The sequence below is a fragment of the Halomonas sp. 18071143 genome (assembly GCF_019211725.1).
GTDB lineage: Bacteria > Pseudomonadota > Gammaproteobacteria > Pseudomonadales > Halomonadaceae > Vreelandella > Vreelandella stevensii.
In genome coordinates, this window is the sequence record NZ_CP078120.1 from 126,080 (window position 1) to 151,226 (window position 25,147).

Annotated in this window: 19 protein-coding genes, 3 rRNA genes and 3 pseudogenes; 15 read left to right on the forward strand and 10 right to left on the reverse strand. The window is 58.4% G+C overall.

Annotation, left to right across the window (positions count from 1 at the left end; translation table 11 throughout):
* Window positions 1-154: 154 nt before the first annotated feature.
* Window positions 155-403: a YheV family putative zinc ribbon protein gene (locus tag KVY02_RS00585; RefSeq protein ID WP_081194850.1), complete on the reverse strand. Its 249-nt coding sequence runs from the start codon at window positions 401-403 to the stop codon at window positions 155-157.
* 54 nt (window positions 404-457) lie between these two features.
* Entirely contained in the window at window positions 458-2,506 is a 2,049-nt protein-coding gene (gene prlC / locus KVY02_RS00590; protein ID WP_218314118.1) for an oligopeptidase A, read from the reverse strand.
* A gap of 177 nt (window positions 2,507-2,683) precedes the next feature.
* Between prlC and KVY02_RS00595 the strand changes: the two genes are divergently transcribed.
* From KVY02_RS00595 to KVY02_RS00605, 3 genes are all read left to right on the forward strand, one after another.
* The gene (locus tag KVY02_RS00595) at window positions 2,684-4,024 is read left to right on the forward strand and encodes a sodium-dependent transporter (protein ID WP_100731983.1); all 1,341 of its coding nucleotides are present in this window, start codon (window positions 2,684-2,686) and stop codon (window positions 4,022-4,024) included.
* A 31-nt stretch (window positions 4,025-4,055) separates the two neighbouring features.
* Window positions 4,056-4,601, forward strand: a complete 546-nt coding sequence (locus KVY02_RS00600) for a gamma carbonic anhydrase family protein (protein WP_218314119.1) — start codon at window positions 4,056-4,058, stop codon at window positions 4,599-4,601.
* A 96-nt stretch (window positions 4,602-4,697) separates the two neighbouring features.
* Window positions 4,698-5,369 carry a metal-dependent hydrolase gene (locus tag KVY02_RS00605; protein ID WP_218314120.1) on the forward strand — a complete coding sequence of 224 codons (672 nt, stop codon included), beginning with the start codon at window positions 4,698-4,700 and terminating at the stop codon, window positions 5,367-5,369.
* Here the strand turns inward: KVY02_RS00605 and KVY02_RS00610 are convergent.
* From KVY02_RS00610 to KVY02_RS00620, 3 genes are read right to left on the reverse strand one after another with little or no spacing between them, the layout of a single operon-like run.
* Complete coding sequence (locus KVY02_RS00610; protein ID WP_016915674.1) at window positions 5,345-6,727, reverse strand: sigma-54-dependent transcriptional regulator; 1,383 nt, start codon at window positions 6,725-6,727, stop codon at window positions 5,345-5,347. The two genes, KVY02_RS00605 and KVY02_RS00610, sit on opposite strands and share 25 nt — an antisense overlap.
* A complete protein-coding gene (locus KVY02_RS00615) occupies window positions 6,720-8,630 on the reverse strand; it encodes an ATP-binding protein (RefSeq protein ID WP_218314121.1) in 1,911 nt (636 codons plus the stop codon). The genes KVY02_RS00610 and KVY02_RS00615 overlap by 8 nt, the downstream gene beginning before the upstream one ends.
* A complete protein-coding gene (locus tag KVY02_RS00620) occupies window positions 8,627-9,397 on the reverse strand; it encodes a GntR family transcriptional regulator (protein WP_081137930.1) in 771 nt (256 codons plus the stop codon). Before KVY02_RS00620 ends, KVY02_RS00615 begins: the two co-directional genes overlap by 4 nt.
* Window positions 9,398-9,716: 319 nt before the next feature.
* Here KVY02_RS00620 and lldD point away from each other — a divergent pair, with 319 nt between their 5' ends.
* The 4 genes from lldD (at window position 9,717) to rrf (ending at window position 16,404) form a co-directional block, all read left to right on the forward strand.
* Window positions 9,717-10,877 (forward strand): FMN-dependent L-lactate dehydrogenase LldD, encoded by a 1,161-nt coding sequence (gene lldD / locus KVY02_RS00625; RefSeq protein WP_016915677.1) that lies wholly within the window; start codon window positions 9,717-9,719, stop codon window positions 10,875-10,877.
* A gap of 530 nt (window positions 10,878-11,407) precedes the next feature.
* A 16S ribosomal RNA gene (locus tag KVY02_RS00630) occupies window positions 11,408-12,940 on the forward strand.
* 294 nt (window positions 12,941-13,234) lie between these two features.
* Window positions 13,235-16,123 (forward strand): 23S ribosomal RNA (locus KVY02_RS00635).
* Between the two features lie 165 nt (window positions 16,124-16,288).
* A 5S ribosomal RNA gene (gene rrf / locus KVY02_RS00640) occupies window positions 16,289-16,404 on the forward strand.
* The 16S, 23S and 5S rRNA genes sit together here, the layout of an rRNA operon.
* 90 nt (window positions 16,405-16,494) lie before the next feature.
* Here rrf and KVY02_RS00645 read toward each other — a convergent pair.
* From KVY02_RS00645 to flgA, 4 genes are all read right to left on the reverse strand, one after another.
* A complete protein-coding gene (locus tag KVY02_RS00645) occupies window positions 16,495-17,034 on the reverse strand; it encodes an SDR family NAD(P)-dependent oxidoreductase (protein WP_371317392.1) in 540 nt (179 codons plus the stop codon).
* Window positions 17,035-17,205: 171 nt separating this feature from the next.
* Window positions 17,206-17,655 carry a flagella synthesis protein FlgN gene (locus tag KVY02_RS00650; protein WP_081139122.1) on the reverse strand — a complete coding sequence of 150 codons (450 nt, stop codon included), beginning with the start codon at window positions 17,653-17,655 and terminating at the stop codon, window positions 17,206-17,208.
* 8 nt (window positions 17,656-17,663) lie between these two features.
* A complete protein-coding gene (gene flgM, locus KVY02_RS00655; protein ID WP_081139124.1) occupies window positions 17,664-17,930 on the reverse strand; it encodes a flagellar biosynthesis anti-sigma factor FlgM in 267 nt (88 codons plus the stop codon).
* Between the two features lie 84 nt (window positions 17,931-18,014).
* The gene (flgA, locus tag KVY02_RS00660) at window positions 18,015-18,728 is read right to left on the reverse strand and encodes a flagellar basal body P-ring formation chaperone FlgA (protein WP_081139125.1); all 714 of its coding nucleotides are present in this window, start codon (window positions 18,726-18,728) and stop codon (window positions 18,015-18,017) included.
* Window positions 18,729-18,939: 211 nt separating this feature from the next.
* On the opposite strand from flgA, the pseudogene KVY02_RS00665 reads away from it, so the two are divergent.
* Window positions 18,940-19,056, forward strand: a pseudogene (locus KVY02_RS00665) (flagellar basal body rod protein FlgB); the annotation flags it as partial.
* Window positions 19,057-19,161: 105 nt separating this feature from the next.
* Window positions 19,162-19,865, forward strand: a pseudogene (locus tag KVY02_RS00670) (IS5 family transposase).
* Between the two features lie 18 nt (window positions 19,866-19,883).
* Here KVY02_RS00670 and KVY02_RS00675 read toward each other — a convergent pair.
* Window positions 19,884-21,328 (reverse strand): annotated as a pseudogene (locus KVY02_RS00675) (IS66 family transposase).
* Window positions 21,329-21,519: 191 nt separating this feature from the next.
* Here KVY02_RS00675 and fliL point away from each other — a divergent pair.
* Genes fliL through fliQ form a run of 6 tightly spaced genes read left to right on the forward strand, consistent with a single transcriptional unit; the run spans window position 21,520 to window position 25,142 of the window.
* Window positions 21,520-22,011, forward strand: a complete 492-nt coding sequence (gene fliL / locus KVY02_RS00680; protein ID WP_081139126.1) for a flagellar basal body-associated protein FliL — start codon at window positions 21,520-21,522, stop codon at window positions 22,009-22,011.
* Window positions 22,012-22,059: 48 nt separating this feature from the next.
* On the forward strand, window positions 22,060-23,112 hold the full coding sequence (gene fliM / locus KVY02_RS00685; RefSeq protein ID WP_081139128.1) for a flagellar motor switch protein FliM: 1,053 nt from the start codon (window positions 22,060-22,062) through the stop codon (window positions 23,110-23,112).
* Window positions 23,105-23,626: a flagellar motor switch protein FliN gene (gene fliN, locus KVY02_RS00690; RefSeq protein WP_081192167.1), complete on the forward strand. Its 522-nt coding sequence runs from the start codon at window positions 23,105-23,107 to the stop codon at window positions 23,624-23,626. The genes fliM and fliN overlap by 8 nt, the downstream gene beginning before the upstream one ends.
* A complete protein-coding gene (gene fliO / locus KVY02_RS00695; protein ID WP_218314122.1) occupies window positions 23,623-24,090 on the forward strand; it encodes a flagellar biosynthetic protein FliO in 468 nt (155 codons plus the stop codon). The genes fliN and fliO overlap by 4 nt, the downstream gene beginning before the upstream one ends.
* 56 nt (window positions 24,091-24,146) lie before the next feature.
* Complete coding sequence (fliP, locus tag KVY02_RS00700) at window positions 24,147-24,851, forward strand: flagellar type III secretion system pore protein FliP (RefSeq protein ID WP_081192191.1); 705 nt, start codon at window positions 24,147-24,149, stop codon at window positions 24,849-24,851.
* A 21-nt stretch (window positions 24,852-24,872) separates the two neighbouring features.
* Window positions 24,873-25,142: a flagellar biosynthesis protein FliQ gene (gene fliQ, locus KVY02_RS00705; protein ID WP_081139134.1), complete on the forward strand. Its 270-nt coding sequence runs from the start codon at window positions 24,873-24,875 to the stop codon at window positions 25,140-25,142.
* Window positions 25,143-25,147: the final 5 nt, after the last annotated feature.

Below are 25,147 nucleotides of genomic sequence, written 5' to 3' on the forward strand. Positions count from 1 at the left end.
TTTGTTTTTATTTGAATACAATCGCTTATGGATATCTTATTCAACTTTGGTTGAAAGGCGCTCGACGCTTTATGGATGGCTTTACGCACGGATTCATGGAAATAGCGTGCGGTTTTCCGCACATTTTGGAGAGAAAGATGACTCCTGGGCGTCGCTACTTCGGTTTGCCGGGATCCAGGATACGCACTGGCTGTACATCCTGTACTTTTTGCTCATCGCGTACCTGATTGACTCGAGTCACCAGCTCTGGCGATGTTTCATCCTCGATCGGCAGCTGCTCGAAGAAATCACAGTTGACGCATTCACGGTAGCGAATGCCATGCTGCTCCCAGGCGCGAATACGGTCCATGGCGGCGCAGCGGGGGCATGTAACCCCGGCAATAAAGCGTTTGATACTCGACATGACAGGACTCCCGAGACGCGGCAGCAGAGCTACCGCGTAGAGATTAAGAGTGGATTAGGCAGCGCGGATACCGCTGTGGCGCAGCAGCGGAGCCACACTGGGCTCGCGACCACGAAACGCGACGAATAGCTCGGCAGCATCGCGGGCGCCGCCCTGTTCAAGGATCTCTTCCTTGAAGCGCTGGCCGGTGGCAGGGTCAAAAATACCCGCTTCTTCGAAGGCGCTCCAGGCGTCGGCGGAGAGCACTTCGGCCCACTTGTAGCTGTAATATCCCGCCGCATAGCCCCCTGCAAAGATGTGGCTAAAGCTGTTCTGGAAGCGATTGAAGGGCACCACGGGAACCACTGAGGTGTGGCGGCGTACGTCGTCCAGCAGGCCTTGTACGTCGTCGGCGCTGGGAGCTTCCAATTCATGGTGCAGGCGCATGTCGAAGAGCGAAAACTCTATCTGGCGCAACATGCCCATGGCGGACTGGAAGTTCTTGGCCGCCTGGAGACGCTCGAACAGTGCATCGGGGAGCGGTTCGCCGGTATCCACGTGTCTGGACAGTAGCGCTAGCCCCTCTTTTTCCCAGCAGTAGTTCTCCATGAACTGGCTAGGCAGTTCGACCGCGTCCCAGGCCACGCCGTTGATGCCGGAAACATCGGCGATGTCCTGCTTGGTCAGCATGTGGTGCAAGCCGTGGCCGAACTCGTGGAACAGCGTTGTGACTTCGTCGTGGGTCAGCAAGGCAGGTTTGCCGCCCACCGGGGCGGTGAAATTACAGGTCAGGAAGGCGACCGGCAGTTGCAGGCCGTGTTCTGTCTGGCGGCGTACTCGGCAGTCCGCCATCCAGGCGCCTCCGCGTTTGCCCTCCCGGGCGTAAAGGTCGAGGTAGAACCCCGCAATCGGCTTGCCTTGCTCGGTAATTCTGAAAAACCGCATATCGTCATGATAGCTGGCCACGCTGGTATCTTCCGCTACCTGCACGTTGTAGAGGCGCTCGATGACTTGAAACAACCCGTTGACCACGTGGGGGGCGGGAAAGTAGGGGCGTAGCTGCTCCTGGGAGAGGTCATGGCGAGCCACGCGCAGCTTTTCACTGGCATAGGCGACATCCCATGGCTGCAGCGTGTCGAGCCCGAGCTCATCACGGGCGTAGGCGCTGAGCTCGGCAAACTCCTGCTGAGCTTGCGGCTTGGCACGCTGGGCCAGGTCTTCGAGAAAGTCGAGTACCTGGGCGGGGGAGTCGGCCATCTTGGTAACCAGCGAGTAGTCGGCGTAAGTATCGAAGCCGAGCAGGCGGGCCAGCTCCTGGCGCAGGGCCAGCGTCTCTTCCAGAATGGGGGCGTTATCAAACTGGCCTGCTTTAGGGCCCTGGTTTGAGGCGCGCGTCACAAAGGCGGTATACACTTCCTCGCGCAGTTCACGGTTGTCGGCATAGCTGACGATCGGAAAGAAGCTGGGGAAGTCGAGCGTGATGCGGTAACCCTCTGCGCCTTTGGCCTCTGCCAGTGCTTTCAGCGTTTCCAGAGCACTTTCCGGCACGCCTGCCAGCAGCGCAGGGTCAGTGATGTCCTTGTGCCATGCCTGTGTGGCATCCAGCACATGGTTGGAAAACTGATTGGACAGCGTGGAGAGACGCGCTTGAATGTCGCCGTAACGCGCCTTCTTGTCGGCTGGAAGGTCCACGCCCGCCAAGCGGAAGTCGCGCAGCGCATTATCAACGGTGCGCCGTTGGGCGGTGCTCAGGTCGTGCCAGGCAGGACCTTCCTTGAGCGCCTGCCAGCCCTTGAAGAGCCCTTCATGTTGGCCTACCCAAGTGCCAAAGGCCGACAGCTTCTCCAAACAGGCCTGATAGGCGTCACGCAGTTCCGGGCTGTTCATGGTGCTGTTGAGGTGCAACACCGGCGACCAGGCCTGAGACAGGCGGTCGTTCACGGCTTCCATGGGCGCGGCAAAGTTGTCCCAGGTAGGCGGTTGATGAGCGGCTTGTTGGGCAAGGCGCTCGATGGCGTCGCGACCCTCGTTGAGCAGTTGTTCTACCGCGGGCACCACGTGTTCGGCACGAATGTCGGCGAAAGGGGGGAGCTCATGGCTCTCTAGCAATGGGTTGCGGGACATAGGCACCTCGATGGCGGCAGGTTGGTTCATGCGGGCGCGAAAAGCGTCCGTGGATAATGACACAGTGCGGGCAGCCGAGGTCAGTTTCAATGGCGGCATTGGCCTGGAGGCATGCGCCTGCTAGTCTTGCCGCCTTTTGATACGTCGAATCGAGTGCCACCAAGGCAGGAGCAGAAGATGAGTGAAACGCTGGAGCGTTGGGGGTCGAAGCGTGCCTTTATTCTCGCGGTGACCGGTGCCGCGGTAGGGCTTGGCAATATTTGGCGTTTTCCCTATGTGGCCGGGGAAAACGGCGGGGCGGCCTTCTTGCTGATTTACGTGGCGTTTGTCCTGTTGCTGGGCCTGCCCGTGATGATGGCGGAAATACTCATTGGCCGCGCTGGCCGTCGAGGCCCCATGCAGTCACTGGGCGTACTGGCCACACAGGCGGGTGCCTCGCCCCACTGGCGCTGGCTGGGGCTGTTCGGCGCGCTGACGGTGTTTTGCATTCTGTCGTTTTATTCCGTGGTGTCTGGCTGGTCGATCGAGTTTCTGGTGGCCTCCATCAATGGCAACTTTGACGGGGCCAGTGCCGCCGAGATCGGCGCTGGCTTTGACGCCTTTCTGGCCAACCCAGGCTTGCTGATTTTCAACCATTCACTGTTCCTGTTCATGACCATGACGGTGGTGGCGGCTGGCGTCGCGAAAGGCCTGGAGCGGCTCAATAATCTCTTGATGCCGGTGCTCTATGGCCTGTTGGTGCTATTAGCCCTCTACGCCATGACCACCAGCGGCTTTGGGGCGGCGCTGCACTGGCTGTTCATGCCGTCTTTCGAAAACGTCACCGCGTCGGTGGTGCTGCATGCCATGGGACACGCTTTTTTCACCCTGGCCGTAGGGGCGTGTGCGTTGATGGCCTACGGGGCCTATATGCCGGATGAACAGAGCCTGCCGAAAGCCGCTTGTGCGGTGGCCGTGCTGGATATCAGCGTGGCGCTGCTGGCGGGTATTGCGATCTTTTCAGTAGTGTTTGCCCAGGGGATGGACCCGGCGGACGGGCCGGGGTTGATGTTCGTGACCCTACCCATTGCCTTCTCTGAGTTGCCCTGGGGTTCCCTGTGGCTGAGCGTGTTCTTTTTGCTGCTGCTGCTCGCGACGTGGACGTCAGCCATCAATCTGGCGGAGCCCATGGTGGCCACGCTGCAGGGCCTTGGCTGGCGGCGCAGCGTTTCCACGGCCGTCGTGGCGATCAGTGTCTGGCTGCTGGGGCTGCTGTCGGCCTTCTCCTTTTCTCACCTGGCGGAGTTTAGACCGCTGTTTGGGCGCAACGTGTTCGAGCTGGTCAGCAGTATCCCTCCGGACATCTTCCTGCCCATGGGGGGATTGTTGATTGCCATCTTCGCGGCCTGGGTAATGCCACAGCCCTTGGTGATGCGCACCCTGGGCGTGGGTGAGCGAGGCTTCCTGCTTTGGCAACGTCTGGTCCGTTGGGTCTCCATTCCGCTGACCTTCATCGTCCTGCTGGGTGGATTGCTATAGTGGTTCTTGTGTCACTAACAGGAGAGTCTTCATGAGCAATGCCTTACGCGCGTTTCACGCACACTCCCCTACGTTGGGCGAGCGTGTCTATATCGACCCGGCCAGTGTCGTGATCGGCAACGTCACTCTGGGCGACGACTGCTCGGTATGGCCCATGAGCGTGATCCGTGGCGATATGCACAGGATCACTATCGGGGCGCGCACCAGCGTGCAGGATGGCAGCGTGCTGCATATCACTCACGCCAGCGATTTCAACCCGGAGGGCTTTTCTTTGACGATCGGTGACGATGTCACCATCGGTCACAAGGCCATTCTTCACGGCTGCACGTTGGGTAACCGCATTCTGGTGGGCATGGGCGCCATCGTCATGGATGGCGCGGTGGTGGAGGACGAGGTGATTATTGCGGCGGGAGCGGTGGTGACACCGGGCAAACGGCTGGAAAGTGGCCATGTATATGCGGGCAATCCTGCCAAGCCGTTGCGGCCTTTGAAAGAGCAAGAGCGGGCCTTTTTCCCCTATACGGCAGGCAACTACGTCAAATTGAAGGACGAGTTTCTAGCACAGCAAAGTGGTTAGCCTAAACCTTTGGTAAACGGCAGCTTTTTTTATATCAGGCCGTGTTGTAGTCTTCGATAATCTGGTAATTTATCCAGTTTTTCAGAGTGCCACGACATGGCCAACTTTCGCACGCACATTACCGTGGCCGCCGCAGGCGGTACGCTCATGGCCTATATGGGCTGGCAAGCGCAGTGGTGGCCCGCGTCGCAATCCTTGCTGATCATTGCGCTGGTGGCCTTCGGTGGCATCCTGCCCGACATAGACGCAGACCGTTCCCGCTCTATCCGTCTGATTTTCAACCTGTTGTCGGTGCCTACCCTGGTGATGGGGGTATTGATGTTGCAGCCCTGGTTGACGCCCGGGTTGCTGCTGGTGGCCTGTGGCGGTATCTATTTTTCAGTGCGCTACCTGGCCGCGATTCTCTTCTCCAGATTGACCGTTCACCGAGGGATCTGGCACTCGTTGATGGCGGCGGGGTTGTGCGCCCTGGCGACGGCGGCGCTCAGCTACCATCTGCTAGCGCAGCCCGCCTGGTTGGCCTGGTCGCACGGTGCCGCGGTACTGGTGGGGTTTATCATCCACCTGGGACTGGATGAGCTGTTCAGTGTCGATCTGGAGGGGGCGCGGCTGAAGCGCTCGTTTGGTACGGCGCTCAAGCTGGGCGATAGCCGACGTCCTCTCTCTAATCTTTTGATGCTCATTGCCATGCTGGTGCTGGTGCCCTGGGTGCCGCCCTGGGGAGTGCTGCTGGAACTGATGCGTCAAGGGTCACTGCTGTGGCGGTAATCGTCAGCGCTCAGGCCATGCTTTTTGAGTTTGTCGTAGAACGTCTTGCGCGGGATGCCCAGGTGGCGACACACTTCCGTTACGCGGCCGTGGTGACGCGCCAGTGACTGGCTGATCAGGCTCTTTTCGAACAGCTCTACCTGGCGCGGTAGCGTGGGTTCATGGGTGTCTGCGGCGACACCTTCCAGCAAGGCGTCCAGCCGATAGTCGAACGCGGCACCCAGCAAAACGTAACGTTCGGCAAGGTTGCGCAGCTCGCGCACGTTGCCTGGCCAGTCGTGGGCCAGCAGGGCGGCAATGGCCGGGCTGTCCAGCGTTGGCGCTTCCAGCCCGCTACGGTTGGCGGCGACCACGGCAAAGTGCTGAAAAAGGAGCGGGATGTCTTCCCGCCGCTCGCGCAGGGCGGGCAGGGGCAGGGTGACCACATTGAGACGGTAGTAGAGGTCTTCGCGAAACAGCCCGTCGTCGGCCGCCACTTTGAGATCTACCTTGGTGGCGGCAATCACGCGAATATCGAGCGGTACGGCTTCATTGGCTCCCAGACGTTCGACGCTGCGCTCCTGCAGTACGCGCAGCAGCTTGACTTGCAGTGCCATGGGCATGGACTCGATCTCATCCAGAAACACCGTGCCGCCGTTGGCATGTTCGAACTTGCCGATACGCCGCTCCACGGCCCCTGTGAAAGCGCCTTTTTCGTGCCCAAACAGCTCTGATTCGATGGTGTTTTCCGGCACGGCGCCGCAGTTGATCGCCATGAAGGGGCTATTGCGACGAGCGCTGCGTTCATGGATCGCGCGGGCCACCAGATCTTTCCCTGTGCCGGTTTCGCCAAACAGCAAGACATCGGCCTCTACCTGGCTGATGCGCTGGATCATGGCCGCCAGGCGCGAAATGACCGGCGTGCGGCCTACCAGGCGAGGCCCGAGCGCAGCGTGCTGGACTTCGAGCTCGGCTTTCAGGCGCAGGTTTTCCAGGCTTAGCTGGCGCTTTTCGATGCCGCGTCTCACGACGTCCAGCAGCTGATCGCCCGCAAAAGGCTTTTCCAGAAAATCCCAGGCGCCGGCGCGCATTGCTTCCACCGCCGTCGAGATGTCGCCATGGCCAGTGATCAGTATGATCGGCAGGGTGGCATCGCGATGGTGAAGCTCATGCAGCAGGGCCATGCCATCCATGCCGGGCATGCGGATGTCGCTGACGATGACGCCTGGGAAGTCGTCGGGCAGCGCCGCCAAGGCTTGCTCTGCGGATTCGAAGCAGTAGGGAGTGTAGCCGGCCAGCTCCAGGGTCTGGCTCGCGGTGATACGCAGATGTGGCTCGTCGTCGATCACCATGACCGGCAGTGTCGACGGTTCATGCATGGTTATTGTTCTCCGTTACTCTCTGCAGCTCGCTGGGGGGCGGCACACGCGTGCGCGGCAAGGAGATCGTGAAGCACGCGCCTCCCTCGGCTCGGTTGCTGGCCTGCAGCTTGCCACCCAGGTCCTCCATGATACGCGATGAGATGGAAAGTCCTAGCCCCAGGCCGCTGCCTGGTGCCTTGGTGGTGAAAAAGGGCTCGAAGATTCGCGAGACATGTTGTTCGGCGATGCCGGGGCCATTGTCGATGACATGGATATGCACGTGATGGGGCGTGGCCTCGGCCTGCAGTGTGAGTGTGGGCTGGGCGGCATCTTTCATTGCCTGAATGGCATTGCCAATCAAGTTGACGATGACCTGTTCCAGGCGTACCAGGTCTCCCTCTACCCACAGGGTTTCGGCGGGCCATTGAGGCGTCACCTGGATACTGCCATCGCGCAGTCGGCTGTGAAACAGGCGCAGGGCGTACTCGATGCAGGCCTGGACAGAAATGGTTTCGTGGCGCTCGCTGCTTTTGCGAGAAAATTGGCGTAGCTGAGCACTGATATCTGCCATGCGCTGGGTCAGCTCGACGATTTGCGCCAGATTGGCATCGGCTTGCTCGATGCGCGTCAATTCGATGAAACGGCGCGCGTTTTCAGCATAGGCGCGAATAGCGGCCAGCGGCTGATTGAGCTCATGATTGATGCCTGCGGCCAGTTGGCCCAACACGGCCAGCTTGGCGGCTTGTATCAACTCGTTCTGGGTTTGCTGAAGATTGGCTTCTGCCCGACGGCGCTCTTCGATTTCATCGGAAAGGCGTTGATTGCTGGCCACCAGATCGCGTGTTCGACGCTCCACGCTGGCTTCCAGCTCATCGCGCGCGCGCGCCAGAGTCTGTCGTTCACGTTCGGCAAAGGCTTCCCGCTCTCGGCGTAGCCGTAAACGTTGCCAGCCGATGCCTGCGCCCAGTGCAACGACGCCATAGAGGCCTCCTGCCATCAAGGCGGCCACCCATTGGGCGCTGATCACCGAGTTCAATGGCTTGAGAATATGCATCTGCCAGCCAAATTCCGGTAGCGGTCTCGTCAAGCTGAGGTAGCGCTCTCCCTGCAGCGGGCCATGGGTAAAGCTGACAAGGTAGCTGTCGGGGCCATAGGGGGCCTCTACCTCAATGCCGGAGGGGTCGAGCGGCTCGATGGCATAGCGACGCGTTGCGCGAAGGCTTTCGCGCTGCGCTTCGTTGAGGGGGTAGAGCGCATTCATGCGCAGCTCGGGTTGGCTGGCCATGAAAATGATCGAGTCGCTGTCCGTGACAAACAGCTCCGCATCTTGCTGTGCCCAGCTCTCTTCGACCTCATCGAGCAGCACCTTGATGACCAGCACGCCATCCGGTGTGGCGTCGGGTGAGGTATCGTCCAGCCACACGGGGGCAGAAAAGAAGTATCCCCGCTCCAGCGACTGCGTACCCAGACCGTAAAAACGCCCTTGCCCACCGGCAATGGCATCGGTGTAATAACTGCGGAAGGCGTAGTTATGGCCAATGAAAGTATTGGGGCGATGCCAGTTGCTGGCCGCAATGGTGTAGGCGTCGCGATCCAGCAGATAAACGTCCGACACGCCCGCTGTAAACCGAAAACGGTCCAATAGCAGGTTCAGCGACATGGGGTCCTGACCTTCAGGCGCGGCCAGGTAACGCTGGATGCCTTCTCGGGTAGAGAGCATTTGGGGCAGGTAATCATAACGGGATAGGTAGCCCGTCAAGTTGGCTGCTGATAGGCGCAGCTCGTTTTCAGCGTCGTCGCGCAGATTGGCAAGCGCCTGCTCGCGGGCTAGCTGGGCGGCCTGCCACATGCACAGCGCAAGCCCCACCGGCAGGATCAGCAGCCAGGCAAGCCGCCAACGTGGGCCGGGAGAGCGGCTCATGCGGAGGTGCGCGTGCCCTGGGCACGGCGTAATGCGCGCTGAGCGCGGGTCTCCGCACGGGCCATTTCGAGTAGCCCCTCTTCCACATACACCAGGTGTTCGTGAGCGCGGGCTCGGGCGTCTTCTGCGCGGCCCTCCAGGATGGCATCGAGCAGCGCTCGGTGCTGCTTCATCAACTGTGAGCGGGAGTCTGGCTTGGCAAACAGGTGCGCCAGATTATCCACGATACTCTGCTCCAGGAGATGGAAGATACCGCGAATGGTGTGCAAGAGCAGGACATTGTGCGCTGCTTCGGCAATCGCCAAATGAAACGCGGCGTCCAGCTTGGCTTCCTGTGCAGGGTCGGCGCCGACGAAACCGCCGTCCAGCTCCTCGAAGCGCTGTATCAGCACGGCTTTGTCGGCGGGTGTCGAGCGCAGTGCAGCATAGTAGGCCGATATGCCCTCCATGGCATCGCGAAACTCCAGCAGATCCAGGTGAAATTCCTTGTGGCGGGAAAGCATTTCCAGCAAGGGGTCGGTATAGCCGCTGTTGAGCGTCTCGTTGACAAAGGTGCCGCCGCCTTGGCGACTGCTCAGTAATCCGCGGGCAGCCAATTTCTGAATGGCTTCTCGCAAGGAAGGGCGAGAAACACCAAAACGCTCAGCCAGCTCTCTTTCAGGGGGCAAGCGCTGCCCGGGTTTCAAGCTTCCTTCCAGAATCATGCCTTCAAGGCGTTCGGTAATCACATCGGCAAGGCGCTGTTGGCGGAGCGGCGGGTAAGACATGAACAGTAGCTCCAATAATTGGTAAGACCAAGGGTAATCAATTTAAATGTTCCGCTCAAGCGTCCGTAGCATGCCATTCCAATAAGAAAGCAGCGCTTTGAACTAAAGTATGGTGGGCACCATGGGCTAATTGCACGTTTTGTGTTTGACACACAAGATCGGCCTATCTAATGTTGTTTCTGTTTTTTTTGTAAATTGGTAAAACCAATTAATACGCTAGAGCGCTGGCATACTCATGCGTCGTGGGTAAGCAAGAGCATGTAGGCATGGCTTTTTGCTGACGTGACAACAACAGTGCAATCTCTCCATAGGGTGCTCCATGATCATTTCTGCCTCCACGGACTATCGCCGGGCTGCCAAGCGTCGCCTTCCCCCTTTCCTCTTTCATTATGCGGATGGAGGGTCGTACGCAGAGCACACCCTGCGTCGCAACGTGGATGACCTGCGTGATGTTGCGCTACGTCAGCGGGTGCTGAAGGACATGTCCTCGCTTTCTCTGGAAACCGAGCTGTTTGGTGAAAAGCTTGCGATGCCGTTGGCGCTGGCGCCGGTAGGGCTGGCAGGTATGTATGCTCGGCGGGGCGAGGTGCAGGCAGCCCGCGCGGCCAGTAAGAAAGGGGTGCCCTTTACCCTGTCGACCGTATCGGTTTGCCCGATTGCCGAAGTGGCGGCAGCGGTCGACCGGCCCATCTGGTTTCAGCTCTACGTGCTGAAAGACCGTGGGTTCATGAAGCATGTGCTGGATCGTGCCAAGGAAGCGGGCGTAAAGACGCTCGTTTTTACCGTGGATATGCCGGTACCTGGGGCGCGTTATCGTGATGCCCACTCCGGCATGAGCGGCAAGCACGGCCCAGCACGGCGTATTCTGCAAGCGGTACGGCATCCCCTGTGGGCCTGGGACGTTGGGGTCAATGGCCGCCCCCATGACCTGGGGAATGTGTCCGACTATCGCGGCAAGCCAACCGAGCTCGAGGATTACATTGCCTGGCTGGGCGATAACTTCGATCCTTCTATCTCCTGGAAAGATCTGGAGTGGATTCGAGAGCAATGGGATGGGCCCATGATCATCAAGGGCATTCTTGATGCGGAAGATGCGCGGGATGCGGTGCGATTTGGCGCAGATGGTATCGTGGTATCCAACCATGGCGGCCGTCAGCTGGACGGCGTGCCGTCCACGGCTCGGGCGCTACCCGCCATTGCAGATGCGGTCAAAGGAGATCTAGCGATTCTGGCGGACTCTGGCGTGCGCAGTGGCCTGGATGTCGTCAGAATGATTGCCATGGGAGCGGATACGGTGCTGATTGGTCGGGCCTTCATCTACGCGCTGGCGACAGCGGGAGAGGCTGGCGTGACCCACCTGCTCGAGCTGTTTGAAAAAGAAATGCGCGTTGCCATGACGTTGACCGGGGCGCGCACCATTGCTGAACTCGGCTCCCAGTCACTGGTGTCTAATGCTCAGCAGGTACTGTTGCAAGAGTAAAAGCAGGCGGTGCTGCCTGATAGTAGAGACGGTATATAGGTGTGCGACTGCAAAGCGTGAAATTATTTTAAAAAAGCCCTTGCCAACCCGGCAGCGAATCCGTAAAGTACGCATCCGCTGCCGGGGACGCCAAGCGTTACCAGCGGTGAAGAAGGTTGAAAAACCTTCGGTTTGTCAGGAAGTTAGCATCATCTGTTGGTTGGATTGATCGCTCGCTTCACACGCAGAAAACAGCCCTTGACAAACACCACGGAATGCGTAGAATACGCCTTCCTCGCTGAGGCAACACGGTTCAGGTCACCGAGCCCGTCGCAGCGAACTCAAGAAAGTTGCTCTTTAACAATTTGATCAGGTAATTCATGTGGGCGCTTGCCGATGAGGGTGAATCATCACCTAATATCAAGGCAAGCGAACACCAGGATACTCTTCGGAGTATCACAGTGAATTCGTTTGAACCTTGAGCCAAGTTTGATCCGCTTTTGTTGTCTTCGGCTAGTCCTGAGATGGCGAGTAAGGATCGCATTGATCTTAAACTGAAGAGTTTGATCATGGCTCAGATTGAACGCTGGCGGCAGGCCTAACACATGCAAGTCGAGCGGTAACAGGGGGTGCTTGCACCCCGCTGACGAGCGGCGGACGGGTGAGTAATGCATAGGAATCTGCCCGATAGTGGGGGATAACCTGGGGAAACCCAGGCTAATACCGCATACGTCCTACGGGAGAAAGGGGGCTCCGGCTCCCGCTATCGGATGAGCCTATGTCGGATTAGCTGGTTGGTGAGGTAATGGCTCACCAAGGCGACGATCCGTAGCTGGTCTGAGAGGATGATCAGCCACATCGGGACTGAGACACGGCCCGAACTCCTACGGGAGGCAGCAGTGGGGAATATTGGACAATGGGGGGAACCCTGATCCAGCCATGCCGCGTGTGTGAAGAAGGCCCTCGGGTTGTAAAGCACTTTCAGTGAGGAAGAACGCCTGGTGGTTAATACCCATCAGGAAAGACATCACTCACAGAAGAAGCACCGGCTAACTCCGTGCCAGCAGCCGCGGTAATACGGAGGGTGCGAGCGTTAATCGGAATTACTGGGCGTAAAGCGCGCGTAGGTGGCTTGATAAGCCGGTTGTGAAAGCCCCGGGCTCAACCTGGGAACGGCATCCGGAACTGTCAAGCTAGAGTGCAGGAGAGGAAGGTAGAATTCCCGGTGTAGCGGTGAAATGCGTAGAGATCGGGAGGAATACCAGTGGCGAAGGCGGCCTTCTGGACTGACACTGACACTGAGGTGCGAAAGCGTGGGTAGCAAACAGGATTAGATACCCTGGTAGTCCACGCCGTAAACGATGTCGACCAGCCGTTGGGTGCCTAGCGCACTTTGTGGCGAAGTTAACGCGATAAGTCGACCGCCTCGGGAGTACGGCCGCAAGGTTAAAACTCAAATGAATTGACGGGGGCCCGCACAAGCGGTGGAGCATGTGGTTTAATTCGATGCAACGCGAAGAACCTTACCTACTCTTGACATCCTGCGAACTTGTGAGAGATCACTTGGTGCCTTCGGGAACGCAGAGACAGGTGCTGCATGGCTGTCGTCAGCTCGTGTTGTGAAATGTTGGGTTAAGTCCCGTAACGAGCGCAACCCTTGTCCTTATTTGCCAGCGCGTAATGGCGGGAACTCTAAGGAGACTGCCGGTGACAAACCGGAGGAAGGTGGGGACGACGTCAAGTCATCATGGCCCTTACGAGTAGGGCTACACACGTGCTACAATGGTCGGTACAAAGGGTTGCCAACTCGCGAGAGTGAGCCAATCCCGAAAAGCCGATCTCAGTCCGGATCGGAGTCTGCAACTCGACTCCGTGAAGTCGGAATCGCTAGTAATCGTGGATCAGAATGCCACGGTGAATACGTTCCCGGGCCTTGTACACACCGCCCGTCACACCATGGGAGTGGACTGCACCAGAAGTGGTTAGCCTAACGCAAGAGGGCGATCACCACGGTGTGGTTCATGACTGGGGTGAAGTCGTAACAAGGTAGCCGTAGGGGAACCTGCGGCTGGATCACCTCCTTAAACGATGCCTTCCCCTCGCGGCAAGCGCTCACAATGAATTACCTGATCAGAATGCTGTTGATGCGCAGTGATAAACGCGCTTTCACGTTGAAAGAAAAAGAAAGACCTTCTTTTTTCTTTTAAAATGAAAGAAACAGCGTGTTTATCACTGCCTATGGCAGTCGCTCTTTAACAATGTATATCATGCTGACAGAAACGCGTTGAACGCGTTTCTACGTAAATTGTATTGTGATACGTCTCAAGCGTATCCGGCAATCGTTATCATTGCGAACCCCAGACTCCTTCGGGTTATAGGGTCAAGCAATGAAGCGCACACGGTGGATGCCTAGGCAGCCAGAGGCGATGAAAGACGTGGTAGCCTGCGATAAGGTTCGGTGAGGTGGCAAACGACCTGCGACCCGGACATCTCTGAATGGGGAAACCCACTCATCACAAGATGAGTATCTTGCGCTGAATACATAGGCGCAAGAGGCGAACCAGGGGAACTGAAACATCTAAGTACCCTGAGGAAAAGAAATCAACCGAGATTCCCCTAGTAGCGGCGAGCGAACGGGGACCAGCCCTTAAGCGTGTGACGGATTAGACGAACAGACTGGGAAGTCTGGCCATAGCGGGTGATAGCCCCGTAGTCGAAAATCTGATCACGTGAAATCGAGTAGGTCGGGGCACGAGAAACCTTGACTGAAGACGGGGGGACCATCCTCCAAGGCTAAATACTCCTGGCTGACCGATAGTGAACCAGTACCGTGAGGGAAAGGCGAAAAGAACCCCGGAGAGGGGAGTGAAATAGATCCTGAAACCGTGTGCGTACAAGCAGTAGGAGCAGACTTGTTCTGTGACTGCGTACCTTTTGTATAATGGGTCAGCGACTTATATTCAGTGGCGAGGTTAACCGTATAGGGGAGCCGTAGGGAAACCGAGTCTTAACTGGGCGACACAGTCGCTGGATATAGACCCGAAACCGAGCGATCTATCCATGAGCAGGGTGAAGGTTGAGTAACATCAACTGGAGGCCCGAACCAGGATCTGTTGAAAAAGATTTGGATGACTTGTGGATCGGAGTGAAAGGCTAATCAAGCTCGGAGATAGCTGGTTCTCCTCGAAAGCTATTTAGGTAGCGCCTCACGTATCACCGCCGGGGGTAGAGCACTGTTTCGGCTAGGGGGTCATCCCGACTTACCAACCCGAGGCAAACTCGAATACCGGTGAGTGCAAGCGTGGGAGACACACGGCGGGTGCTAACGTCCGTCGTGAAAAGGGAAACAACCCAGACCGTCAGCTAAGGTCCCCAAATCCTGGTTAAGTGGGAAACGATGTGGGAAGGCTCAGACAGCTAGGAGGTTGGCTTAGAAGCAGCCATCCTTTAAAGAAAGCGTAATAGCTCACTAGTCGAGTCGGCCTGCGCGGAAGATGTAACGGGGCTAAACCGTACCGAAGTTACGGGTTCATCCTTACGGATGAGCGGTAGAGGAGCGTCGTGTAAGCCGATGAAGGTGTGTTGAGAAGCATGCTGGAGGTATCACGAGTGCGAATGCTGACATGAGTAACGATAAAGGGAGTGAAAAACTCCCTCGCCGGAAGACCAAGGGTTTCTGTTCGACGCTAATCGGAGCAGAGTGAGTCGGCCTAAGGCGAGGCCGAAAGGCGTAGTCGATGGGAAACGGGTCAATATTCCCGTACCGGACATGATTGCGATGGGGGGACGGAGAAGGCTAGGTGAGCCAGGCGTTGGTTGTCCTGGTGAAAGTGAGTAGGCTGGGGTCTCAGGTAAATCCGGGACCCTCCCAGGCCGAGACACGAAACGAAGACACTACGGTGTCGAAGTCATTGATGCCACGCTTCCAGGAAAAGCCTCTAAGCTTCAGATCATGTGCGACCGTACCCCAAACCGACACAGGTGGTCAGGGTGAGAATCCCAAGGCGCTTGAGAGAACTCGGGTGAAGGAACTAGGCAAAATGGTGCCGTAACTTCGGGAGAAGGCACGCCGGCGTAGGGTGACGAGACTTGCTCTCCAAGCCCGAACCGGTCGAAGATACCAGGTGGCTGCAACTGTTTAGTAAAAACACAGCACTCTGCCAACTCGCAAGAGGACGTATAGGGTGTGACGCCTGCCCGGTGCCGGAAGGTTAAGTGATGGTGTCAGGATTCGTCCGAAGCTCTTGATCGAAGCCCCGGTAAACGGCGGCCGTAACTATAACGGTCCTAAGGTAGCGAAATTCCTTGTCGGGTAAGTTCCGACCTGCACGAATGGCGTAATGATGGCCACGCTGTCTCCACCCGAGACTCAGTGAAATTGAAATCGCCGTGAAGATGCGGTGTACCCGCGGCTAGACGGAAAGACCCCGTGAACCTTTACTATAGCTTCACACTGGACGCTGATGTTGCCTGTGTAGGATAGCTGGGAGGCTTTGAACCTCGGACGCCAGTTCGAGGGGAGCCAACCTTGAAATACCAGCCTGGCATCATTGGCGTTCTCACTCAGGTCCGTAATCCGGATCGAGGACAGTGTGTGGTGGGTAGTTTGACTGGGGCGGTCTCCTCCCAAAGCGTAACGGAGGAGCACGAAGGTACCCTCAGCACGGTCGGACATCGTGCAATGAGTGCAAGAGCATAAGGGTGCTTGACTGCGAGACAGACACGTCGAGCAGGTGCGAAAGCAGGTTCTAGTGATCCGGTGGTTCTGTATGGAAGGGCCATCGCTCAACGGATAAAAGGTACTCCGGGGATAACAGGCTGATACCGCCCAAGAGTTCACATCGACGGCGGTGTTTGGCACCTCGATGTCGGCTCATCACATCCTGGGGCTGAAGTCGGTCCCAAGGGTATGGCTGTTCGCCATTTAAAGTGGTACGCGAGCTGGGTTTAGAACGTCGTGAGACAGTTCGGTCCCTATCTGCCGTGGGCGTTGGATGTTTGAGAAGAGCTGCTCCTAGTACGAGAGGACCGGAGTGGACGACCCTCTGGTGTTCCGGTTGTCACGCCAGTGGCATTGCCGGGTAGCTATGGTCGGACGGGATAACCGCTGAAAGCATCTAAGCGGGAAGCCCCCTTCAAGATGAGACATCCCTGAGGCCTAGAGCCTCCTGAAGGGCCCAGCGAGACCAGCTGGTTGATAGGCACGGTGTGGAAGCGCTGCAAGGCGTTGAGCTAACGTGTACTAATGGCCCGTGAGGCTTGACCCTATAACACCCAAGGGGTCTGGTCGTAGTGATAACGAAGGAGTGCGAACGCACTCGCAACACCGGATACGCGGCAGTGAGCCCAAGTGCTTGCTGACAAGAGACGCACACAATACACGTCAAAAATACGTCAAGAACACCTCAGCATGATATGCATTACCTGTTACGCCTGACGACCATAGCACGCGTGAACCACCTGATCCCATGCCGAACTCAGAAGTGAAACCGCTTAGCGCCGATGGTAGTGTGGGGTCTCCCCATGTGAGAGTAGGTCATCGTCAGGCACTTATCCCGTAGAAAGCCCCGAGCACACTGTGTTCGGGGCTTTTTGCTGTGGGCTGATATTACAAAACCTTGATATTCAAAAACCTTAGTTACCACTCGATGGGCTGTCCTGCCCAATCCCAGAAACTGCCGGTCTCTTCGGGCCTGCGTTGCGCCATGACATCGAGGAGCCGATCAGCGACATACTCCGTTGTGAACAGCTTGTCGCTGGGTACCCTAGCCTGAAAGGGCTTGGAGAGTAAGGTATCCGTCGTGCCCGGGTGAAGACATAGCACGATGGCTTGTTTGTTGAGACGGCCAATCTCTATGGCGGCCGTTTTCATCAGCATGTTATGGGCCGCCTTGCTGGCTCGATAGCTATACCAGCCACCGTAGCCGTTATCCGTAATAGACCCGACACGGGCTGAAAGACTGGCGATAATGCTGGGATGTTTCCCTTGCAGGGAAGGCTTGAGTGCCGCAAGCAGCATGGCGGGCGTCATCGCGTTGATCTGCATGACGCGCATGAACGCTTCTTCACTGAGTTGCTCGAGGCGTTTTTCGGGCTGGATATGCAGATCTAAGTCGTGGAGCATGCCAATGGTGTTGATCAGCAGGTGAAGTGGCTGCTCTCCGACGGTCTCTGACAAGGTGCGCCGGCCGCTGCTGGTCGTTAGGTCCGCCTGGCGCTACCGATGCCGCCGTTGGCTCCCGTGACCACCGCGTTAAACTGTTGGAGAAGATGAGGTAGCATGACGACTCCAGAGTTAGGCAAGGTTGCCTAATTGAAGTGTCTTGTATAAGAGTTGTTTAGGTGTGTTTCAGGCAGAAGTGTTAATGCGTCCAGGTTGAGCGCTATTTCGCCCATCCGGTTTATAAAGCGTTTTTTCGGCAATCTGACGAATGTAATCCAGCATTTGCTGGTTGTGTTTCATGCGCACTGACAGCATTTGCCCCGTCAGGGCGTTCATACGAGCCACGCGCTCGCCCTTTTCCAGCAAGCGTTCCCAAACGGGTAGGCAGTCGGCATCATTGGCTGCCTGGCGAGCGCCAGAAGCGCCATTTGAATAGCCAAGCTTTGCCTGTACGCCGCGCCTAAGCACTTCGACGCGCTCCAGCTCACCCAGAAGTGCTTGTTTCTTGAGGGCGATGTCTGACAGTGTATCGCCATCGATGCTTCCCTTGGTCAGCTCTTCTTGCTCGTGTGTAAGCAGCTCAATGAGTTCATCGAGTCGCTGCAGCTGGCTGTCGAGAAGGCGAGATAGGCTCATGATAAGGATTATAGCTCTTTCAGGTTGGCAATTAGGCCATCGGCAATACGGTCGGTACGGATTTCCATACGCCCTTCACGAATGGCATCGCGGATTTCCTGAACCCTGGCCATATCAATGTCCTGGCTGCCATCCGCGCTGAACTGGCTTAGCTGTGTGGGTTCACGGGTCGTGTTGTCCGTATCCGGCGTTTTGGGGCCGGTAACTTTTTGAGCATCTTCACGCTGCTGAACCTGGTTGGTGCGTACCAGCGGATTAAGGTTGTCGATTTTCACGTTGGGGGCCTCATCGTCAACGTCTGGGCATCTCGTGCTATATGGTTACTATCGGCTTGGGCACTAAAGACTTTAGGCGCTGAATCAAAAATCGACCACTAAAACACCCTGGCCAGTGACACGTGCCATGGCGATTTCGCGTGCCCCAAAGCGTACTCGAATAATATCGCCCAGTGCGCCATTGGTCATGGCTTCTCCTTCACGGGAAACCCGAAAGCCAGTGCCTTGTGCTATGACCGTGACACGCTGCCCCCGTTCCACCAAGTGAGGTGCCTGTAGAAAGTGTGCTTGAAAGGAACCGCCGCTGCGAATCGGGCGTTGAGCCACCTTGCCAATAATGTCTGCTTGATCGGTCAGCGTTTGTGGCGCAAGGCTGCTCAAATTGCCATCCCGTAGGCCCAGCATGTCGGAGGTAATGAGCGTCCCACGCTCGATATCACGCGTGGCGACCACGTAGTTACCCACGACGTCGACCTGTGCCTGTATGTACCGCACCTGGCGGCCATCGGTACCGCATCTTACCCCCACTGATACTCTACCGACCGGGGGCTGGGTCGTGTTGGGTAAAAAAGGCTCAGGCTGCACGCAGGTAGGCAGATGTGGTGATGAGGGAGTGACGGTGATGACCGCTTCCTGCCCTAATGTTTGCGCCTGCTGATAAAGAAATAGATGCACGCTCTCTTCCAGCGTCATGTCGTTCGCCTGCACCGCATAGGGAAGAGCCAGAATGGCTAGCGCCAGGAGCGAGAAGAGGGTGCGCGTATGACTGGCCGTGACGAGAGACAACGCATGAAGCATGGAAGGGGCCGCTCAGTGTGAAAACTCAGAGTCTACACAGGCCTGAGACTGCGTAGATTGGGCAGTGTAATGCAAAAGTAGCCACCGTATCATGGGAAATGCTGGCAGAAACGCTACCTGTTCCATGCTTTAAGAGATGAAAGCCTCGCCTCTATTATCCATGATCAAGAATTTTCGATTTATTTTGGCCTCACGGCGAGCGAGGGTCGGCATGATTGATCAGCTTGGATCAGCCTTTGATTTTCACCAGCAGGCGCTTGGCTTGCGCCAGGCGCGTCACCAGGTGTTGGCTGCCAACATTGCCAATGCGGACACGCCTAGGGTGCGTTAACAATTGCTGATGGAGATCGGGCTGATTTAGAATATCAGCATTTTTCGGTGATCTATGCCTCGGCTAATGCTACGTGATGACCAATGGGAGCGCATCGAGCACATGCTCCCCGGCAAAGCTTCAGATCGCGGGGTGACGGCCAAGGACAATCGCTTGTTCGTGGAAGCCGTCCTGTGGATCGCCCGGACAGGCGCTCCCTGGCGTGATCTGCCCGACGCCTTCGGTCGCTGGCACACTGTCTACATGCGCTATAACCGGTGGTCTAAGAAGGGGGTCTGGCAGCAGGTTATCGACACATTAGCCGATGATCCCGACATGGAGCAGCTGATGATAGATGGCAGTATCGTCAAAGTTCATCAGCATGGGGCGGCAAAAAAACGGCTCAGAGCACCGAAGCCATGGGGAAATCGCGTGGGGGATTGAGCACCAAGATCCACGCGGCGGTCGATGCCCTCGGCAACCCGGTACGGCTAATCCTCACACCGGGCCAAGCGTCTGAGTACGGAGCCGCCCCAGCGTTACTGGCGGGCTTTTCTCCAGCGGCGGTGCTTGGCGACAAGGGGTATGATTCCACCGCTTTGAGGGACATCATTCGAGCGGTGGGCGCCGAGCCGGTGATTCCGCCGAGAAAGAATCGCTTGGAATGCCCCGAGATAGATTGGCACTGTTACAAGGATCGCAACCTGGTAGAAAGGTTCTTCCAGAAAATCAAGCAGTTCAGGCGGCTGGCAACACGCTATGAGCGACTGGCGAGAAACTACCAGTCGCTACTCAACCTTGTATCCGCCGTCATATGGCTGGCCTAATTGTTAACGCTCCCGTAACTATTCAGCACCGGTTGGCTGAGTCGGGGCTTCTTGCTGCATGAAGGCTGGCACATCACCCGCAAACAGTTGCTCCAGTGCGGTATGCGCCGCCACCCCTTGCTTGACGGCGGTCGAGAGGAAGCTGCGCATCCGGCAGAAGATCTCCGCCCCCTCCCAGGAGCGGAAACAGCCCGAGATTTTCTGCTGGACCTTGGTCATTCGCAGATCGCGTTCCCCCTGGTTGTTGGTGAAGGGAGCGGCAGGGTCGTCGAGGAAGCGCAACACGTCGTCCTCGTACGCCTGGAGGCGTTCCAGGAGGTTGCGCGACTTGGTGCGCTTGGCCCGGCCTCGCGTTCCAGGTGGCGGTTTCACCGGCGGGGGGCTCTCGGCGTCCCCTTTCGCCAGGCAATCTCGATAGCGCTGCCGCCAGGCTCGGGTCTCATCGGCCGAGAGGCAGCCGTCGGCCACCTCCACGGCGCGATGCATCTCCAACAACAGGTCATGCAAGGCCTTGGCCCATGCCTGGCCATCGTTCTCCCAGGCCGCTGTCAGCTCCCGAAGGTGGTGCGCATTACAGAGCGCGTGCCGGCAATCCGGATAGCGGTAGTAGGGCTTCCAGTGATCATGCACCAGCACGCCACGCACGAAGGGCAATACGCCGATGGCGTCCATCGCTTCTGCCGCGCTTGGGGTGCGGGGCCAACCGTCAGGGCCTCGTTGGAGGCGCTGTGTAGCCAGTAGCGTTTGCCACCGACCTGCATTCCGGTTTCATCGGCATGGACGGTGGCTGCTTCACGTAGCGCCGGGATCACCCACTCGGCGAACGCCTCGGCCCGCTGGCAGGCCTCCTGGTTGAAGGCGAACAGGGTGCCGGTGCTCAGCGACAGGCCGCACTGCGAGGTGAGCAACTCGCGGATACGCGCATAGGGCAACAGCTGATACTGGGAGAGATAGACGACATGCGCCTTGAGGCGAGGGCCATACTGGATGGGGCGAGTCACGCCCTCGGGGAATGGCGCCACGTAGCGTTGCCCCTGATCATCTTCGAGGACCTCAGCCTGATATTCGGTGACCACGGCCTGGATTACGATGTCCTGCACTTGGCGCGTTTCGACGCCGACCGGGCGGTAAGAACGCCCCTTGGGGAGTTGTCGACGATCGACACGGAGCTTGACCACCTCGTCGGGGTCCGTCACCGGCGCCAACGTCTTACCCTCATGCCCTGGCTGTCCGCCGGGGCGCCGCTCGCCTTTGGCGCGCGAGCGGCGCTGGCGATTGGGATCCTGGGACGGTGGCTTGCTGCTGTTGCGGCTACTGGTGGCCAGGCGATCGGCCATGAGCTTGACCAGCAGCATCAGCACATCGATGGCGGCACGCAGCGACGGCGAGACCGTCTGGTCTTCCTTGAGCTGCTGTCGGACCCGCTCCAGAGCCTCGTCGACGTTGATATCGCTGATGGTCATGTCACCGCATAGATATGCCGAAGGATTAGGCACACTATGCCAGAAAAATCAGCTGGTTGGCGATATCCCATCCGCAGCCACCTGAATAGTTACGGCCAGTCTTTTCAAACCATGGCGATGGCCCTGCTATCGCCATAATCGTCTCTGGTCCGGAACGCATCCGGTCGACACTATGAATGGTGGCAAACGCAATGGCAAAGAATCGCACTGCAGGCGGAAGCAAGCCCTGGTGGATCTTCGGCATCCTGATCATCCTGATCTCACTGGCCAGCTCCGCGGGCATGTTCTATTACATGGACAGCCGCAGCGGCAATGCGCCCAGCCAGGCCCAAGCCCAGGCACCGGTAGAGGAACCACCCGCCGTCGAGCCGATCTTCGTCAACGTTGCGCCCTTCACCGTAAACCTGCAGAGCCGCCACTACGATCAGCGCCTGCTCTATATCGGTCTGTCGCTGCGTGTCGGCAACATGACGACCAAGGATGTGCTGACCATGCACATGCCGCAGGTCCGCAGCCGGCTGCTCATGCTGCTTTCCAGCCAGGAGGCGGAGACGCTGACCACGCCGGAAGGCAAGCAGTCGCTCTCCCAGGAGATCCTGGCGCTTTTCGACCAGCCGTTGGCCGAGCCGCAGCCGCCCTTGATGATCAACGACGTACTGTACACCGACTTTATCGTCCAATGATTTCCGACGGTGTCTCCTTAACGCTTTCAACAGAAGTGCATTAGCGCCATGGCTCAAGACGATCTGCTCTCGCAGGAAGAGATCGATGCCCTTCTCAAGGGCGTCAGCGGCGAAGACGACGCCGACTCGGCCGACGCTCACAACGGTCATGGGCGAATTCGCCCTTACGATCCGGCGACACAGCACCGGGTAATTCGCGAGCGCCTGCATGCGCTGGACATCATCAACGAGCGCTTTGCCCGACACTTCCGCATGAGCCTGTTCAATCTGCTCAGGCGCAGCGCCGATATCACCGTGGACGCGGTCCGCTACCAGAGCTACAGCGATTTCGCTCGCAACGTGCCGGTGCCGACCAACCTCAACCTGATCGCTCTCAAGCCGCTGCGCGGCTCGGCGCTGGTGGTCTTCCCTCCCAGCCTGGTGTTCATGGTGGTCGACAACCTGTTCGGCGGCGACGGACGCTTTCTGACCAAATCCGAAGGACGCGAGTTCACCCATACCGAGCAGCGCATCATCCGGCGAATGCTGACCCTGGCCATCGACGCCTATCAGGAGTCGTGGCGCTCGGTCTATCCGCTCGAGGTCGACCTCCTGCGTTCCGAGATGCAGGTCAAGTTCGCCAATATCACCAGTTCTCCCAACGAGATCGTGGTGAACACCACGTTCCACCTGGAAGTGGGCAACCTGAGCAGCGACTTCCAGATCTGCATGCCCTACTCGATGATCGAGCCACTGCGAGACCAGCTCAGCGGGCCGCTCACCGACAGTCACCCGGAAGAGGACCGGCTGTGGGAACAGCGCATGGCGGGAGAGATCAAGCAGTCGCATGTCGAGCTGGTCGCCGATTTCGTCGAGATCCCTACGTCCATAGGCCAGGTCATGTCGCTCAAGAAGGGCGATGTCCTGGAGATCGACTTGCCGGAAATCGTCACCGCCCGCGTCGATGGCGTTCCCGTCATGCGCTGCGAGTACGGCAGTCAGCAGGGACAACGCGCCCTGCGCGTCAGTGAACTGATCGAGCACACTCCGTCATCCAAGTCGGCCAAGGATACTTTCGTCAAAGCGTCAAAGCCGCAAGTCAAGGAATCGAAACATGACTGATCCCAAGCATCCTGATCAGAACCCTTCCAAGGCGCCCCAGGACTCGATCGAGGACGACTGGGCCAGCGCCATGGCGGAGCAAGGGCAAGGCGATGACGTCAGCGACGACCCCTGGGCCGATGCGCTGGCCGAACAGGTCGCGAGCGAGGCCACGCCCCCCTCGCCCCAGGCCGCGACTTCCAGCGCCCAGGCCGAATCCGCCAGCGCCCAGGTCTTCAAGCCGCTGGACAAGGGGCAAACCAGTGGCACCATGCGCGACCTCGAGATGGTCATGGACATTCCGGTCAAGCTCACCGTGGAGCTGGGGCGGACGCGCATCACCATCAAGCAGCTTCTGGAGCTGGCCCAGGGGTCGGTCATCGAACTCGAAGGACTGGCGGGCGAACCCATGGACATCCTCATCAACGGCTACCTGATCGCTCAAGGCGAAGTCGTCGTGGTTGACGACAAGTACGGGATCCGTATCACCGAGATCATCACCCCCTCCGAGCGCGTGCAGAAACTCAATCGATGAGCGAGGCGTTTTCGATCACCGGCCAGGCCGCGCCGCTCGATGCCGGACGCGGCGCCGCACTGGATACCGCCGCGGCAAGCGGCGATGCCCTGCTGGGCATGGCCGCCATGGGCAAGACCGCGGCGGCGCTGGCCCTGGTGGTCGGCATCATCCTGCTGTGCAGCTATCTGGTCAAGCGGCTGGGGCCCGGCCGGCATTTGCAACACCAACGACTCAAGGTGGTGGGCAGTACCGCGGTGGGCGGTCGTGAACGCGTCGTCATCGTCGAGGTAGAAGATACCTGGCTGGTCCTCGGTGTCGCCAACGGTCAAGTGAACAAGCTGCACGAGCTGCCGGCCCCGGACGAGCCGACGGAGCCACCGCCCGCTTCTTTCCAGGCGCAGGGGACGAGTTTCGCCAATCGCTTCGCCCAGGCATTGAAGCACAATGCCGGTCAGACACTGGGCAGGGGGAAGGAGCGGTGAGGATAAGCGGAAGAGCGTTCCCTGCATGGCCGGCCGGCCTGGTCTTGCTGGTGGCCATGCTGCTTCCGGGCATCGTCTCGGCCCAGGAGATCCCAGGCATCGTCAGTCAGCCCACGGGCGATGGCGGCCAGCAATGGTCCATCCAGTTGCAGACCCTGCTGCTGCTGAGCTCGATGGCCTTCCTTCCGGCCATGCTCCTGATGATGACCGGGTTCACGCGTATCGTCATCGTCCTGAGCCTGCTGCGCACCGCCATGGGCACCCAGTCCGCTCCTCCCAACCAGGTGTTGCTCGGGCTGGCCCTGTTCCTGACCTTCTTCGTGATGTCGCCGGTATTCTCGCAGGTCTACGAGCTCGCCTGGGTGCCGCTGTCCGAGAACCAGATCAACTTCGATGAGTTCCTGGTGATCGGGAGCCAGCCGTTTCGCGAGTTCATGCTCGCCCAGACCCGGGAGCCCGACCTGGCGCTCTTTGCGCGGCTGGCCGATGTCGGCCCCATGCAGGGCCCCGAGGACGTGCCCATGCGCGTGCTGATGCCGGCCTTCGTCACCAGCGAGTTGAAGACCGCCTTCCAGATCGGTTTCACCATCTTCATCCCGTTCCTGATCATCGATCTGGTGGTGGCCAGCGTGCTGATGTCGCTAGGCATGATGATGGTGCCGCCGGCCACCATCTCCCTGCCCTTCAAGCTGATGCTCTTCGTGCTCGTGGATGGCTGGCAATTGATCATCGGCTCCCTGGCCCAGAGCTTCTACCTCTAATCCCCAACGTGAGGAGCGAAAATGAGTCCTGAAATCGTCATGAGCATGGCCTACCAGGGAATGCGCGTCACGCTGATGCTGGCGGCCCCCCTGCTGCTCACCGCCCTGTTTACCGGCTTGCTCGTCAGCCTCTTCCAGGCGGCAACGCAAATCAACGAGATGACCTTGACGTTCATCCCCAAGATACTGGGCGTCTTCACCGTCCTGGTGCTGGCGGGTCCTTGGTTGATCAAGTTGATCACCGACTTCACCCGTGAGCTGTTCAGCAATATCCCGTTGATGCTGGTCTAGCCCGG